The following is a 14,922-nucleotide window of genomic DNA, read 5'->3' as shown; positions in this document are numbered from 1 at the left end:
CCCATGCGCGTCGTCATCGCCGGAGCCGGAAGCGTCGGCCGGTCCATCGCCCGTGAGCTGCTCGGCAACGGGCACCAGGTGCTGCTCATCGACAAGGACGCCGACGACGTCCAGGCCTCCCGCGTGCCCGAGGCGTCGTGGCTGCTCGCCGACGCCTGCGAGCTGGCCGCCCTCGAGGAGGCCCGGCTCGAGGAGTCCGACGTGTGCGTCGCCGCCACCGGTGACGACAAGGCCAACCTCGTGCTCTCGCTGCTGGCCAAGACCGAGTTCGGCGTGCCGCGCACCGTCGCCCGCGTCAACAACCCGAAGAACGAGTGGATGTTCGACGAGTCGTGGGGCGTCGACGTCGCGGTGTCGACCCCCCGCCTCATGACGGCCCTCATCGAGGAGGCCGTCAGCATCGGTGATCTCGTGCGGATCTTCGAGTTCCAGCAGGGTCGCGCCTCGATGGTCGAGATCACCCTGCCCGAGGGCAGCCCCTTCGCAGGCCGCCGCGTCGGTGACGTCGACTGGCCCACCGACACCGTGCTCGTGGCGATCATCCGCGAGGAGCGGCCGCTGGCGCCCACGCCGGACGACGCGATCGAGGCCGGCGACGAGCTGCTCTTCATCACCACGACGGAGCAGGAGGACCGCCTCCAGGACCTCGTCGCCCCCGGCGAGCGGCACCACGCGGACACCGAGGACTGACGCGTCCCGACGGGCCCGGGCCCGGCTTCAGGCGACGCGGCTCGGGTCGATCGGGGTGCGACCGCGCAGCAGGATCGCGCCCATGGCGGTGATGGCGACGAGGTAGGCCGGCCAGCCCAGCACGACCTTGGCGACGCCGAGCGCCGCGACCTGCTCGGCGAGGTAGAGCGGCACCATGATGGCCAGCCGCACGACGTTGAGGGCGATGAGCACCCAGGCCAGGCGGGCAGCCACGGTCACGATGCCGGAGTGGCGCCGCCACCACGTCGGGTTCTCGGCGAAGGCCTCGGGCTCGGCGACGCCGACGACGAAGCCGAAGAGCGGCCACCGGGTGAGGTTCGTGACGAGCAGGAGCACGAGCAGCCCGGCGTTCTGGAGCATCCCCGGCAGGAAGGCGTCCTCGGCCTTGCCCGACCGAAGCGCGAAGAACGCCGAGATCGCCACTCCCGCAGCGGCATACGCGATGAAGCGTGGGTCCTGGCGCTGCACGAGACGGACGACGAGCAGCAGGGCGACGCACACCCCGGCGACGACCAGGGCCGTGCGGAGGTTCTCGGTGCGGGCCCAGACGAGCGCGAACGCCAGCGTCGGCACCGCCGACTCGACGGCCCCGCGCCAGCCGCCGAGGGCCTCGGAAAGCTTGTCGCGCAGCAGCTCCTCGACGGTGTCGTAGCGACGCAGGTCGGCCTCGGAGCGCACGAGCCCGTCGCCCTCCCCCGCACCCGACACGGTGGCCTCGCCCTCGGCCTCAGCCATGTGCCTGCCCTGCCCTGCCGATGATCTCGTAGGCGGGGTTGAACATCGTCATGACCTTCCGGCGGTTCGTGATGCGGCCCGTGGCCTGGATCTTGATGCCGGGCACGATGCCGGCGATGCGGCGGCGGCCGAGCCACACGAGGTGCAGCGACTCCGTGCCGTCCCAGACCTCGACGTCGAGGGCCGGGGTCTCCTCGCGGGGGCGCAGCGTCACCGAGCGCACCTCACCGCACACGGTGACCGTGGTGCGCTGGGGCGCGTCGCCGATGTGGACGACGCCGGCCAGGTCGGAGGACTCGCGCCGCAGCTCGGCGGCCTCGATCTCGTGCGCCGAGCGCGTGAGTCGCTCGGTCAGCCGCCGCAGCGCACCGGGCTGGCCCGTGGTCACGGGCGCGCCTCGCCTCGAGGCGGTGCCGGACACGGGCGGGACATCAACGGACCTCGGTGATCTCGGGGCCGCGCTCGAACGGGTTGAGGTCGGGGCCACCGTCGGTGCCATCGCCGGCATCGGCCTGGGCGGCACCGTCGGCGTCGGGCAGTCGCAGCGGCAGCAGCTCGCGCGGCGGCATGGCCTCCTCGCCGCGGTCGATGACCGCGGTCCGGATGACCTCGTGGACACCCTCGGCCGCTGCCGGCTCGATGGCGGCGCGGCCCGAGACGACGGCGCGGAGGAACCAGCGAGGCCCGTCGACGCCGACGAAGCGGGCCGGCATGAACACGGTCCGACCCTCGGGGTCGGCCTGCGGCATCCGCGTCAGCAGCTCCTCGCCGAACTCGCCCGTCAGCACCTCGGCGGTGCCGCCGGCATCGACGATGCTCGCGGCGATCTCGTTGCGGATGTCGATCCAGACGCCCTCGGTGCGCGGTGCGGCAAAGGCCTGCAGCTGCACCGCCGACTCACCGAGCACGGCCGTGACGCCGGTGATCTGCTGCTCCTGCTCGTTGACCTCGAGGCGCAGCTCCATGCCCTGCTGCCCGCGCAGCCAGATGGCGCCGAGGTTGAGGTAGTCGCTGTCGTCGTCGACCTCGCTGCGGTCGAGCGGGCCGGTGGAGGCGTCGCGACCGGCCGGCGCGTCCGCGTCGTCGTACGCGCTGGCGGCATCGTCCTGGTCGCCGCGGTCGAGGCCGTCGTCGGTCAGGTCGGTGTCCACGGCATCGGCGTCCGGGCGGTCCTTCGACTTGCCCCGGCTGAAGAGTCCCACGTCATTCCGTCCTTAGAGTCCTGCTGCCCGGCGGGCGTCGTGCCCGTCCGGAAAGGTGGTCGTCGCGGCGCTGACGCAGCGCCCGGCGAACCGTATCCGATGATCACGCCTCGCTGGGCGACTCCCCCGGTGTCGGCGAGGCGGCGCCCCCGGGACCGAAGCCACCGGTGGATCCGTGTCCAGTGTCCCCCCGACGGGTCTCGTCGAGCGAATCGACGGCGACGAACTGCACCCGCTCGACGCGCTGGACGACGAGCTGGGCGATCCGGTCGCCGCGCCGGACCTCGAAGGGCTCGCGCGGGTCGAGGTTGACGAGGTTGACGAGGATCTCCCCGCGGTAGCCCTCGTCGACGGTGCCGGGCGCGTTGACGATGGAGATGCCGTGTCGCGCCGCGAGCCCCGACCTCGGGTGCACGAAGCCGGCGTGCCCAGGAGGCAGCGCCAGCGCGACCCCGGTCGGCACCAGCACCCGCTCGCCCGGCTCGATCGTCACGTCCACCCGAGCGCACAGGTCGGCACCTGCGTCGCCGGGGTGGGCGTAGACGGGCAGCGGCAGGTCCGGGTCGAGCAGCCGCACCGGGACAGCACAAGGGTCGGTCACGAGGACCGACCCTACTGGCTCCGGGCGGTGCCGCTGCCCGGTCGGAGATGCGCTCAGGCCGCGCACTCCGTGCAGATCATCATGCCGTTGCTCTCCTTGGCGAGCTGGCTGCGGTGGTGGACGAGGAAACAGCGTCCACAGGTGAACTCGTCGGCCTGCTTGGGCAGCACGCGGACCGACAGCTCCTCGCCGGAGAGGTCGGCGCCCGGGAGCTCGAAGCCCTCGGCCTGCTCGGTCTCGTCGACGTCCACGCTGGACGACGTCTTGTCGACCCGACGTGACTTGAGCTCCTCGATGGAGTCCTCGTTCAGGTCGTCGTCAGTCTTGCGTGGCGCGTCGTAATCGGTTGCCATCTCGTTGTCTCACTTCTACTCGTGATGCGCCTTGCGGTCTGTGACGCGGAGAACGCTCGTAGGCCCGCGCTTGTTCCCGTGGGAGGGATGCTGTCGACGACGCTGTTAACAGCAACGAAACATGTCCGCGTGCGCGTATGGTGCCCGATCCCCACGGCGTTGTCACGTTGTTCGCGCCAACGGCTGAGACGCAGACGGGACGCACGCCCCATGCCTGCCGTTTTCGGGCCAACTGTTCACCTGTCCTTTGCCATTCGCCGACCATCGCGGGTGCACATTGGGGGTCCCACGGCGCGGTAGGGTCTGCGGACTCGACCGATCGACAACCCAGGCCCGGAGGTGGCACCCATGACCGAGTTCGTCGACCAGATCAGGCAACGTGTCAACGACGCGCTGGGCGACCTCGCCGACGCGCGGCAGGCCGGGGACGACTTCCGGGTGCAGGTGCACACCGGCGAGCTGGAGTCCTTCGCCCGCCTCGCTGCCGAGAACGGCATCCGCGTCCCCGAGCTCGAGCCGTTCCAGGCGGCCTGAGCAGCGTCCGGGCGGTGCCCGGGGAGCGCCCTGAGGGCGTCCGAGGGCGTATGCCGTCCGCATGCCCAGTACGACAGACGCCCCACCCGGCACGGCCGGGTGGGGCGTTCGTCGTGTGCGGCCCGCTCGCCTGCCAGGTCAGCCCGCCGCGTCGCCGGTGGCGACGAAGAGTCGGCGCACCTCCGGCGCGAGCGCCGGGCCGGCAGCGACGGTGAGGGCCTTGCCCGGCGAGCTCGCCTCGCCCTCCCCCGCACCGAGGACGACACCGCCGGCCTCGAGCACGATCAGCCAGCCGGCCGCGAGGTCCCAGGCGTTGAGGCCGGTCTCGGCGTAGGCGTCGACCGAGCCTTCTGCGACCCGGACGAGATCGAGGGCCGCGCTGCCGATGCGCCGGATGTCGCGCACGAGGGGCAGCACCCGGAGCAGCACCTCGGCCTGACGGGCCCGGACCTGCGGGTCGTAGCCGAACCCGGTCGCGAGCAGCGTGCGGGCGAGGCGGTCCTCGCCCGACACCGAGAGGCGCACGGGGTCGTCGCCGCTCGCTGGGTCCTCCGGGCCCGTCCAGGCGCCCCTGCCGCGTCCCGCGTGGTGCACGAGGCGCAGGCTCGGGTCGGCGACCGCGCCGGCCACGGGGACCCAGCCGCCCTGGGAGTGCGCGTCGCCGACGACGACGGCCACGGACACGGCATACGCCGGGACCTCGTAGAGGTAGTTGACGGTGCCGTCGATGGGATCGACGACCCACGTCAGCCCGGAGGTGCCTGCGACGTCGGCGCCCTCCTCGCCGAGGATGCCGTCGTCCGGGCGGGCCTGCTGGATCAGCCGGTGCAGCAGCTCCTCCGAGCGCCGGTCCATCACGGTCACGACGTCGGTCTCGCTCGACTTCGTGGCAGCGACCCCCACGCGCTCGGGTCGCTCGTCACGGATGAAGCGGGCAGCCTCGGTGGCGAAGCGGACGCAGAGTCGCTGGAGCTCCTCGACGGTGACGTCGTCGGGCAGGTCGGGGGCGGGTGGAGTGCTGGTCATCCTGGTCCTCAGTCGCTGCCGCAGAGCGCCGGACGCGCCTGGCGAAGGTTGGGACAGCACCCGGGGGCGCACACCGACGGCATGCGGCCCTCGAACTGCGGCACGCCCTCGCCGCGGGCCTCGGCGGCGCGCTCGAGGAGGGCGTCGACGAGATCGCGGACGAAGGCTGCGTCGGTGCCCACGGTCGGGACACGCACGTGCGTCAGGCCGAGCTCGTCGGCAGTCTCCTGGGCCTCGGTGTCGAGGTCGTAGACGACCTCCATGTGGTCGCTGACGAAGCCGATGGGGGCCGTGACGACGGTGCGGACGCCGGCGGCCGCCAGCTCGCGCATGCGGTCGTTGACGTCGGGCTCGAGCCAGGGCTGGCTGGGCGGGCCGGAGCGCGAGCAGAAGACGAGCTCGCCCGTCAGGTCGCGGCCGAGGACGCGGTTGGCCTCCTCCGTGAGCTGCGAGGCGAGCGCCAGGTGCTGGCGCTGGTAGAGGTTGCCCTCGCCGTCGCCCGGTCCGGACGTGTCGTCCATCGCGTCCGGGATGGAGTGGGTGACGAACAGCAGCGCGACCTCCGAGTCGGGCGCCCCGTCGAGGGCGCGCAGCGAACGCACGAGCTCGCCGGCGTTGGCCTCGGCGAAACCGGGGCGGCGGGCGTACTGCGCCACCTTGTCGATCTCGAGCGCGATCCCCTCCTCGGCGACGGCGGCTGCCGCGTCGGCGAGGTTCTCGCGGTACTGCCGGCACGACGAGTAGCACGAGTAGGCGCTCGTCGTCAGCGCGACGACCCGGCGGTGGCCGGCGGCGTGGCTCTCGCGGAGGGCGTCGTCGATGAAGGGGGCGCTGTTGCGGTTGCCCCAGACGATCGGGGTGTCGATGCCCCGGGAGTCGAGCTCGGACCGGAGCGCGGCGATGAGGGCCCGGTTCTGGTCGTTGATCGGGCTGCGCCCACCGAAGTGGTGATAGTGCTCGCCGACGGCCTCGAGACGCTCGTCCGGGATGCCGCGGCCCGCCGTGACCCGGCGCAGGAAGGGCATGACCTCCTCGGGGGCCTCGGGACCGCCGAAGCCGAGCAGGAGCACGGCGTCGTACGGCTCGAGCGGGGAACGCTCGTCGGATCCTCCGGTCGTGGCCTCGGGGGTGGCGTCGGGAGCGGGCTGGGGGGTGGGTGCTGCTTCTGGTGTCATCTCTCCGCCATCGGTCGTGAGCAGGGTCAGGGGGTTCGCCCGTCGTTCGGCGCGGGGGCTACGTGGGATTGGAGCGCAGCGGGGTCGGGGCGTTGAGGTGCAGGTGCACCGCGAGCATGCGCAGGGCGAAGACGACCCCAGCCGCGGTCCACAGCACCCAGTCCTGGAGGGACCCGAGCTGCGCCGCCACGACGACGACCACGGACCCGAGCATGGCCGGCACGGCATACAGCTCGCGGCGCAGCACCTCGGGGACCTGGCCGGCGAGCACGTCGCGCACGACGCCTCCCCCGACGGCCGTGATGACACCGACGAGGACGGCGGCCACGGGCGAGACGCCCGGCGTCGTCACGGCCTTGAGGCTGCCGGCGACCGCGAAGGCGCCGAGGCCCGCCGCGTCGAGGACTCGGACGAAGCGGGTGATGCGTTCGACGCCGGGATGGAACAGGAAGGTCACGAGCCCGCCGAGGGCTGCGGCCGTCAGTAGCCGCCAGTCGCTGATGCCGACCGGAGGGATGTCGCCGATGAGCAGGTCGCGCACGATGCCGCCGCCGAGCGCCGCGGCGCACGCGAGCACGAGGACGCCGAAGAGGTCGAAGCGCTTCTTGACGGCGACGAGACCCCCGGAGAGCGCGAAGACGAACACGCCGACGAGGTCGAGGGCGAGCTGCGCGGACGCGAACGAGGTAGGCATGCCAAGGCAAACGGTACCCGTGCGGCGTGGGCGCTTTGGCGCGCACCCGGCCCGGTGGCATGCTCGACTGCACGACGCACCCGGCGAGGCCCCTCACCCGGCCGGCGGGACGTCGACGCAGACAGGCACGACCACGCAGACTCGGCACCCCGGGAGACCCACCCATGCAGCACCTCAGGCTCGTCGGCGTCCACGAGGACGGATTGCACCTGCTGCTGGCCGACGACGAGGGCAACCGCTACTCGGTGCCGCTCGACGAGGCGCTCCGTGCCGCGGCGCGGCGCGACCGTCCACGGCTCGGCCAGCTGCAGATCGAGGTCTCGGGGGGCCTGCGCCCCAAGGACGTCCAGTCGATGATCCGGGCCGGCATGACCGCCGAGGAGGTGGCCGAGCGCGCGGGATGGACCGTCGAGAAGGTCCACCGCTACGAGGGCCCGATCCTGGCCGAGCGCGAGCACGTCGCGGGCCTGGCCCGTCAGGTCCGGCTGCGTCCTCGCGGCGGGTCCCACGGCGGCGCCCCGACGCTCGACGCCCGGGTTTCCGAGCGCCTGCGCACCCGTGAGATCGACGCCGGCGCGGTCCGCTGGGACTCCCGACGCACCGACAAGGGCGCGTGGACCGTGCTGCTGGCCTTCAACGCCGGCGGCCGCGAGCGAGAGGCCGCCTGGCAGTTCGACCCGCTCGCCCGCACCGTCTCGGCGGTCGACGACGAGGCCCGCTGGCTCAGCGAGGACGAGGACCAGCAGGCACCCGGCCCGATCCCGGCGCCGCACCTGGCAGCGTCGACCCGGCCCAGCCGCGTCTACGACGTCGAGGCCGAGGGCGGCGTGGGCGCGGCCGTCCCGCGTCGCCGCGAGGGCGAGACCGTCGACCTCATGGCTGCCATGCGCGAGCGCAGCTCCCAGCGCGGGCGCCGCCGTCGTCCGAGGTCCACCGAGGTGCCCGGGCTCGACGAGGCTCCCGAGGAGGCCCTGCCCCTGCAGGAGCTCGCCGCGGACCCCCGGGACGAGCTCCCCCCGCCGGCCCACACCCACCCCGAGGACGACCCCGAGGTCCTCAAGACCGGCACGGTGGAGCAGCGCGTCGGCGTCGAGGCGGGCCAGCGCAAGGCGCGCCGCACCGAGCCCACCCAGCCGGTGCGTCAGGTCCCGGAACGACCGTCCGAGGCGGACCCCGGCCCCGTGGCCGAGGCCCACCCCGAGGTGGAGCGCGACGCACGGGTGGCCGTCGACGACGACCACGACGACCAGGACCACCGCGGTGTCGACAACGTGGACGACCACGCGGAGGACCACGAGGAGCTCCGGGACCACGACGAGGTCGACGAGGTCGAGGAGGTCGACGAGAGCGACGTGGCTCAGGAGCTCGCGAACCGCGCCAGCGGCGTCGACGCCTCCCAGCGTCCCGAGCGTCCCGCGCACCCCCGGGCCGCGGACCGTGCAGCCGACCGCCGGCCGCACGACTCCGCACCTGCCCTCGATGACGATCGCGAGGACGACCTCGTCGCCGATGTCGACTCCGACCTCGACTCCGACCTCGACTCCGACCTCGACGCCGACGTCGACGACGAGCCGGCCGAGGAGCGACCGCTGCGACCGGCGGCGCGCCGACGGCAGGAGCCACGCCCGGTCTCCCGCATCCCCGCGGAGGGTCGTCGGTCCGGGTCGGGCAGCGGCTCCCCCGGCGCCTCGGGCTCGCGCTCGTTCGGCGGGGACGGTGACGGCGACGACGTCGTCGAGCAGCGCCTCCCGGCAGCGCGGCCCAAGCCGGCTCCGCGTCCCGCGCAGGCGGCCCGCAAGTCCGGACGACCCAGCGTGCCGAGCTGGGACGACATCATGTTCGGCCGCAAGAACGAGTGACCTGACGCCGGCCCTGGGGCCGACCGGCGCGGGCGTCCACGCCCTCCGCGGGTGCGGGCGAGCCGGACTCAGTCCGCCTGCGTGATCGGCAGCGGGGGGAGCGGGCACACGTCGAGGTCGAAGGGCAGCACCTCGGGCGAGACCGCCGCAGCCTTGGCGGCGTGCGAGGTCATGCGCCGCATGTAGTGCCGGCGGCAGAGCACCTCGTACTCGACGACCCCGGTCGTGCCCGGCTTGGTGTCGCCGACGACGACCTGCTCGCCCTCGACGACCATGACGCCGTCCATGACGCGCGCGTTGGTCGTCGCTCGGCGCCCGCACCAGCACAGCGCCTCGACCTGGAGCACCTGGACCTTGTCGGCCAGCTCGATCAGCCGCTTGCTGCCCGGGAAGAGCTCGGTGCGGAAGTCGGCGGTGATGCCGAACGCGAAGACGTCGACGTCCATCTCGTCGACGATGCGCGCCAGCTGCTCCACCTGGTCGCTCGTGTAGAACTGGGCCTCGTCGCAGATGAGGTAGTCGATGCGCGTGCCCGCCGTGGCCCGGCCGACGATGGCCTCCCAGAAGTCGAGGTCGTCACCGACCTCGAGCGCGCCCGTCGACAGGCCGAGGCGCGAGCTGAGGACGTTGCTGCCGGCCCGGTCCATCTTGGTGAAGATGAGGCCCACCCGACCTCGCGCACCGTGGTTGTGGTCCATCTGGAGGGCGAGGGTCGACTTGCCGCAGTCCATGGTCCCGGAGAAGAAGACGAGCTCAGCCACGAGGCACCACCCTAGGCGCCCCGGCGGGGGGGCACCACGACCACGGGCACGGCGAGTTCCGCGTCGCTCGTCGACCCGTGCAGGCCGAGCAGCGCGACGACCTCGCGGCGCATGAGTCCGGAGTGCACGACGGCGAACGACCCGTCCATGACCACGATGAGGTCACCGATCCGTCGCTCGACCCCGGCGCGCACGGCCCCGAACCAGCCCTCGTCGACCGCCTGCTCGCGGGTGAGGATGCGGGCGCGGTCCCCGAGCCGGGACGCCCACGCGGCCTGCACGTCGGCGGCCGAGCCGGGCTCCGCGTAGAGCTGGAGGTTGCGCGGCTCCCCGCCGAGGTGGCGGACGCCGGCCATCAGCTCGGGCTCGCCCGCGAGGTCGATGCGGTCGTGGAAGGGGACGTCGACCATGCCGTGGTCGGCCGTGACCACGATCGACGTGTCGTCCGGGACGCGCACAGCGAGCTGCCTCAGCGCGGCGTCGACCGACTCGACCTCGTCGCCCCACTGCCAGGACTGGCAGCCGTGCACGTGGCCGATCTTGTCGACCTCGCCCCAGTAGAGGTAGACGAGCGAGCGGGGCGCGGCCCGCAACGCGGCCACTGCGGCGTCGACGCGGTCCTCGAGCGAACGCGCCGCGCGGAAGCGGGCGCCCCGGAGGGCTGCGGTGGTCAGGCCCGACCCGTCGAAGTAGTGCGGTCCGACCATGGTCACGCTGACGCCGGCGTTCTCGGCCGCCTCGAAGACCGTCTCGTTGGGCTGCCACGCCCGCGGGTCGGGGCCGTCCTCCCACGACAGCTCGTTGAGCAGCCGGTCGGTCGCCGGGTCGAGCACCTGCATGCCGACGAGGCCGTGCGACCCGGGCGGCAGACCGGTGCCGAACGTCCCCATCGACGTGGCGGTCGTCGTGGGGAAGCCGCACGGCACCCGGTGCGCGGTGCCGAGCAGGCTGCGCAGGAAGGGGGCGTGCCCGCTGCGCTGGCGCAGCAGGTCGTGGCCGAGCCCGTCGACGAGCACGACGACCGTGCGCGGCACGGCAGGCAGGTCGAAGACGTCGCGGCCGGCATACCTCCCCACCCCCAGGCGGTCGGCGACCGACGGGAGGACGGAGGCGAGCGTCCCGGCGGACCAGTCCGTCGGGGTGGAGGCGTGGGCGGTCACGTCGGCAGGCACGGCGACCCGGTCAGTGGGCCGTGCCGCCGCCGATGCTCGCCGAGAGCACGCGGGCGAAGTGCATGGCCCGGCCGACGGCGTCCTCGCCGTCGGCGGCCGAGCTGATGCGCAGGGAGATGTCGTCGGAGGCGATGGTGCCCTCGAAGCCGTGGTCGGCCGTGCAGTCGGGGTCGCCGCACTGGGCCGGGATCATGTCGAGCCGGCTGACGGCGCCCCAGCCGAGCGTCAGCGTGAGGTCGCGACCGTGCGTGCCAGGGGTGAAGGTGTCGGGCTGGGCCACCACGTGCGTCAGCATGACGCCGCGGACGGCGGCGAGCGGCACCGTCTCGGTGGTGGCCGTCGCCATGAGCTTGTCCTCGGACTCGGCGTGGTCGTCGGCGTGCGCGATGACGAGGCGCAGCGGGGTCACGACGAGGACGGTGACGTGACGACGCACCGTCTCGTGGTCGAAGGTCGTCTCCTGGTGCACGAGGTGCGACACGACCTCGTCGTCGGCGATGGCCGACTCGACGACGTCGCAGACGAGCGAGGGGTAGTAGCCGGCACGGGTGATCGCCTCGGTGAGGTCTTCGGGAAGGGCCTGGCCGGTGCCCGGGATCGCGCGTCGCATGACCCCATCCTTGCACTGGTGGGCGATGGCTCCGTCGCGGCGGCCCACAGCCTTGGCCGACAGTCCCGGTCAGCTCTCCTCTTCAGCAACCCGTCGCATACGCGTCAGGTCATCCGCCGCCGGCCGGGGTCCTTGCGCACGAGCGCAGGACGCACGACGACCTCGGCACCGAGAACGTCGACGCCTCCCGTCCACGCGTTGACGGGGTTCAGCTCGACCGACGACAGCTCCGGGTGGTCGTCGGCGAGCACCGAGAGCCTGGCGATGAGGTCGGCGAGCGCCGCCCGGTGCACGGGCGCCGCTCCCCGGTGGCCGCTCAGCAGGGGCGCCGCCTTGACGCCGTCGATGAGGTCGGTGACGTCCACGTCGGTGAGCGGCGGGATGCGGTGGGCCACGTCGCCGAGCAGCTCGGTGGGCGGTCCGGCGACCGAGAAGCTGACGACCGGGCCGAAGAGCGGGTCCTCGCTCGCACGGATCACGCACGAGACGCCGGGCACCGCCATGCGCTGCACGACGAACCGGTCGGCGCCCAGGGGCCCGAGACGCTGGCTGAGCGAGGCGTGCGCGTCGCGGACCGCCTCGGCGTCGACGAGGTCGCCGCGGACCCCGACGAGCCCGGGCTGGTGGCGGACCACCGGCGACGTCGACTTGAGGATGACGGGGAACGTCAGCTCGGTCGCGGCCGCGACCGCAGCGTCGACTCCCGAGACCTCCACCGCGGGCCACACGCGGATGCCGTAGGCGCTGAGCAGCTCGCGCGCCTCCTCGCGCGTCAGCGCGCGGCCCTCGGGACTGCCCGCGAGGTAGCCCTCGATCAGCGACTCCGCACGGAGCCGGTCGATACCCACGGGAGCCACCGGGGTGCCGCGGTCGCGCTGGCGCCACAGGGCATACCGCGTCACGGCGTTGAGCGCGCGGATGCCGTCCTCGGGCATGGAGTACGCCGGCACCGAGCGGCGCACGCCACCCTGCTCGTAGGACAGTCCGTCGCCCACGCCGCGCATGCCGAGGAACGTTGCCACACAGGGCTTCTCGTAATCGGCGACGATGTTGCGCACGGCCATGTGCACCTCCTCGTCCGGGGTCACGAGAGGCGGGATGAAGGCCGCGACGACGCTGTCGACCTCCGGGTCGGCGAACGCTGCGTCGAGGGCTGCCGCGAACTCCTCGGCAGACGCCTGCGGCTGCAGGGAGACCGGCCCGTGGGTGACCTTCAGGCCCCAGCTGAGGCAGGCGCTGGCGCTCAGCGCACCGAGGGCGTCGGAGTTGCCGACGATGGCGACCCGGTCCCCCTTGGGCAGCGGCTGGTGGAGGGTCAGCTGCGCGACGTCGAAGAGCTGGTGGACGTTCTCGACGCGGATGACGCCGGCCTGGCGCAGCAGCGCGCGGAAGGCCTGCGGCGGCACGTTGGTGACGCGCGTGCGGTGCCCGGGCGGGGCGGCGAAGCTCGAGACGCCCGAGCTGACGACGACGACCGGCTTGACGGCGGCGAGCGCCCGGGCGATGCGCGAGAACTTGCGGGGGTTGCCCATCGACTCGAGGTAGAGCCCGACCGTGTCGGTCTCCTGGTCGTCGATCCAGTACTGCATGAGGTCGTTGCCGGAGACGTCGACCCGGTTGCCGGCGGAGGCGAAGACGGAGATGCCCAGGCCACGCCGCGCGGCCGAGGCCAGCACGGCGACGCCGAGCGCGCCGCTCTGCGCGAACAGGCCCAGCCGGCCCTTGCTCGGGATGACTGACGCGAGCGTGGCGTTGAGCCGCACCGCCGGGTCGTTGTTGACGATCCCGAAGCTGTTGGGACCCACGATGCGCATGCCGGCGCGGCGCACCCGGCGACGGAGCTTCTCCTGCAGGCGGATCCCCTCCTCGCCCGCCTCGGCGAAGCCGGCCGACAGGACCAAGAGCGCCTTGACCCCGGCCTTGCCGCAGTCCTTGACGACGTCGACGGCCTGCGCAGCGGGCACCACGACGATGGCGAGGTCGACCGGGTGGGGCACGTCGTGGATCGAGGGGTAGGCCGGCACGCCCTGGATCTGCTCGGCCACCCGGTGGATCGGGTAGAGCTCGCCCTGGTAGCCGGCAGCGAGGATGTTGCGCATGACGAGGGCCCCGATCGACTCCTCGCGCCGGCTCGCGCCGATGATCGCGACCCGCTCCGGGAAGAGGATCGTGTGCATGCTCCGGGCCTCGGCGCGGTGCTCGCGCGAGAGCTGGACGGCCTTGCTCTGCTCGGTCGGCGAGATGTCGAAGGACACCTCGACGACGCCGTCCTCGATGTGGTGCGTGACCTCGTAGCCGGCCTCCTTGAAGACCGTGAGCATCTTGCGGTTCTGCGGCAGCACCTCGGCGACGAACCTGTTGATGCCCATCTCCTGCGCGATCGCGGCGAGGTGCTCGAGCATGACCGAGCCGATGCCCTTGCCCTGGTAGTGGTCCGAGATGTTGAAGGCGACCTCGGCCGACCTCGGGTCGATCCGGTCGTAGCGGCCGATCCCGATGATCTCGCCGTCGAGCGTGGCCACGAGGGCGACGCGGTCGTGGTGGTCGACGTGCGTGAACCGGTGGATGTCGCGGTCGCTCAGCTCGCGCAGCGGCGCGAAGAAGCGCAGGTAGATCGACTCGGCGGACTGAAGGCTGTGGAAGTGACGGATGCCCTCGGCGTCGTCGGGCGTGATGGGACGCACGTGCGCGACCGTGCCGTCGCGCAGCACGACGTCGGCCTCCCACTCGACCGGAGCACCCGTGGAGTGCGCCGACACGCGCTCCATGGCGCCGGTGTCGTCGCCGAGCTCGCCACCCTCCATGGGGTCATGGTGTCACGCCCGGCCCGGCGACCCCGGGAGATGGGAGTCTGTGCGCATGGAGTTCACCGACGTCGTCCGCTCCCGACGCATGGTCCGCCGCTACGACCCCGACCGACCGGTCCCCCATGAGGTCGTCGAGCGCTGCCTCGCCAACGCCGTCCGCTCTCCCAGCGCCGGCTTCAGCCAGGGCTGGGACTTCGTCGTCCTCAGCACGGCGGCCGAGCGGGACGCGTTCTGGACGGCCACCACGGAACCGGGCGCGGCCCCCGACAGGTGGCTGGACGGCATACGCAAGGCACCCGTGCTCGTGCTGTGCCTCTCGCACAAGGACGCCTACCTCGACCGCTACGCCGCACCCGACAAGGGGTGGACCGACCGGGACGAGGCGCGCTGGCCCGTCCCCTACTGGGACGTCGACACCGGCATGGCCTCGCTCCTCATCCTGCTCACCGCGACCGACGAGGGCCTCGGCAGCCTCTTCTTCGGCGTGCCGCCGGAGCGGCACACGGCCGTCCACGAGGCGTTCGACGTCCCCGCCTCGCGCACGATCGTCGGCGTCGTGTCGATCGGGTATGCCGTCCCGGGACCTCGGAGCCCGAGCCTGCGTCGCCACCGGCGCACCGGTCGCGAGGTGGCCCACTGGGGCCGTTTCGGCGTGGCAGGTGAGAACGCGTGAGGGCCCTGC

16 protein-coding genes are annotated in these 14,922 nt (G+C 72.9%); 4 read left to right on the top strand and 12 right to left on the bottom strand.

Annotated features, from left to right (window positions below):
* Positions 1 to 3 precede the first annotated feature (3 nt).
* The gene (locus IEY30_RS02460; RefSeq protein ID WP_030146246.1) at positions 4 to 690 is read left to right on the top strand and encodes a potassium channel family protein; all 687 of its coding nucleotides are present in this window, start codon (positions 4 to 6) and stop codon (positions 688 to 690) included.
* Between the two features lie 27 nt (positions 691 to 717).
* On the opposite strand, the gene IEY30_RS02455 is transcribed toward IEY30_RS02460, so the two are convergent.
* From IEY30_RS02455 to IEY30_RS02435, 5 genes are all read right to left on the bottom strand, one after another.
* Entirely contained in the window at positions 718 to 1,446 is a 729-nt protein-coding gene (locus tag IEY30_RS02455; protein WP_030146247.1) for a DUF3159 domain-containing protein, read from the bottom strand.
* On the bottom strand, positions 1,439 to 1,834 hold the full coding sequence (locus IEY30_RS02450; protein WP_030146248.1) for an OB-fold nucleic acid binding domain-containing protein: 396 nt from the start codon (positions 1,832 to 1,834) through the stop codon (positions 1,439 to 1,441). The genes IEY30_RS02455 and IEY30_RS02450 overlap by 8 nt, the downstream gene beginning before the upstream one ends.
* A 43-nt stretch (positions 1,835 to 1,877) precedes the next feature.
* Positions 1,878 to 2,648, bottom strand: a complete 771-nt coding sequence (locus IEY30_RS02445) for a DUF3710 domain-containing protein (protein WP_030146249.1) — start codon at positions 2,646 to 2,648, stop codon at positions 1,878 to 1,880.
* Between the two features lie 103 nt (positions 2,649 to 2,751).
* Positions 2,752 to 3,249 (bottom strand): dUTP diphosphatase, encoded by a 498-nt coding sequence (dut, locus tag IEY30_RS02440; RefSeq protein ID WP_030146250.1) that lies wholly within the window; start codon positions 3,247 to 3,249, stop codon positions 2,752 to 2,754.
* A gap of 53 nt (positions 3,250 to 3,302) precedes the next feature.
* Positions 3,303 to 3,602, bottom strand: coding sequence for a DUF4193 domain-containing protein (locus IEY30_RS02435; protein ID WP_030146251.1), 300 nt, complete (start codon positions 3,600 to 3,602; stop codon positions 3,303 to 3,305).
* A gap of 348 nt (positions 3,603 to 3,950) precedes the next feature.
* On the opposite strand from IEY30_RS02435, the gene IEY30_RS02430 reads away from it, so the two are divergent.
* A complete protein-coding gene (locus IEY30_RS02430; protein WP_030146252.1) occupies positions 3,951 to 4,136 on the top strand; it encodes a hypothetical protein in 186 nt (61 codons plus the stop codon).
* 138 nt (positions 4,137 to 4,274) lie between these two features.
* Here IEY30_RS02430 and IEY30_RS02425 read toward each other — a convergent pair whose 3' ends face one another.
* Genes IEY30_RS02425 through IEY30_RS02415 form a run of 3 tightly spaced genes read right to left on the bottom strand, consistent with a single transcriptional unit; the run spans position 4,275 to position 7,031 of the window.
* Entirely contained in the window at positions 4,275 to 5,162 is an 888-nt protein-coding gene (locus tag IEY30_RS02425) for an inositol monophosphatase family protein (protein ID WP_030146253.1), read from the bottom strand.
* 8 nt (positions 5,163 to 5,170) lie between these two features.
* Positions 5,171 to 6,337, bottom strand: coding sequence for a ferrochelatase (locus IEY30_RS02420; RefSeq protein ID WP_030146254.1), 1,167 nt, complete (start codon positions 6,335 to 6,337; stop codon positions 5,171 to 5,173).
* Between the two features lie 58 nt (positions 6,338 to 6,395).
* Positions 6,396 to 7,031, bottom strand: coding sequence for a trimeric intracellular cation channel family protein (locus tag IEY30_RS02415; protein ID WP_030146255.1), 636 nt, complete (start codon positions 7,029 to 7,031; stop codon positions 6,396 to 6,398).
* 164 nt (positions 7,032 to 7,195) lie between these two features.
* Between IEY30_RS02415 and sepH the strand changes: the two genes are divergently transcribed.
* On the top strand, positions 7,196 to 8,890 hold the full coding sequence (gene sepH, locus IEY30_RS02410; RefSeq protein ID WP_052358123.1) for a septation protein SepH: 1,695 nt from the start codon (positions 7,196 to 7,198) through the stop codon (positions 8,888 to 8,890).
* Between the two features lie 68 nt (positions 8,891 to 8,958).
* Here sepH and IEY30_RS02405 read toward each other — a convergent pair whose 3' ends face one another.
* From IEY30_RS02405 to IEY30_RS02390, 4 genes are all read right to left on the bottom strand, one after another.
* Entirely contained in the window at positions 8,959 to 9,651 is a 693-nt protein-coding gene (locus tag IEY30_RS02405) for a thymidine kinase (protein ID WP_030146257.1), read from the bottom strand.
* An 11-nt stretch (positions 9,652 to 9,662) separates the two neighbouring features.
* Positions 9,663 to 10,811 (bottom strand): alkaline phosphatase family protein, encoded by a 1,149-nt coding sequence (locus IEY30_RS02400; RefSeq protein WP_229674798.1) that lies wholly within the window; start codon positions 10,809 to 10,811, stop codon positions 9,663 to 9,665.
* Positions 10,812 to 10,833: 22 nt separating this feature from the next.
* The gene (locus IEY30_RS02395; protein ID WP_030146259.1) at positions 10,834 to 11,433 is read right to left on the bottom strand and encodes a DUF5998 family protein; all 600 of its coding nucleotides are present in this window, start codon (positions 11,431 to 11,433) and stop codon (positions 10,834 to 10,836) included.
* Between the two features lie 104 nt (positions 11,434 to 11,537).
* Positions 11,538 to 14,237, bottom strand: coding sequence for a bifunctional acetate--CoA ligase family protein/GNAT family N-acetyltransferase (locus tag IEY30_RS02390; RefSeq protein ID WP_081920251.1), 2,700 nt, complete (start codon positions 14,235 to 14,237; stop codon positions 11,538 to 11,540).
* Between the two features lie 55 nt (positions 14,238 to 14,292).
* Between IEY30_RS02390 and IEY30_RS02385 the strand changes: the two genes are divergently transcribed.
* Entirely contained in the window at positions 14,293 to 14,913 is a 621-nt protein-coding gene (locus IEY30_RS02385) for a nitroreductase family protein (RefSeq protein WP_030146261.1), read from the top strand.
* Positions 14,914 to 14,922 lie beyond the last annotated feature (9 nt).

It is taken from the genome of Terrabacter tumescens (assembly GCF_014646815.1).
GTDB lineage: Bacteria > Actinomycetota > Actinomycetes > Actinomycetales > Dermatophilaceae > Terrabacter > Terrabacter tumescens.
The sequence above is the reverse complement of the archived record's forward strand: the minus strand, read 5'-3'. Positions and strand labels throughout refer to the sequence as shown.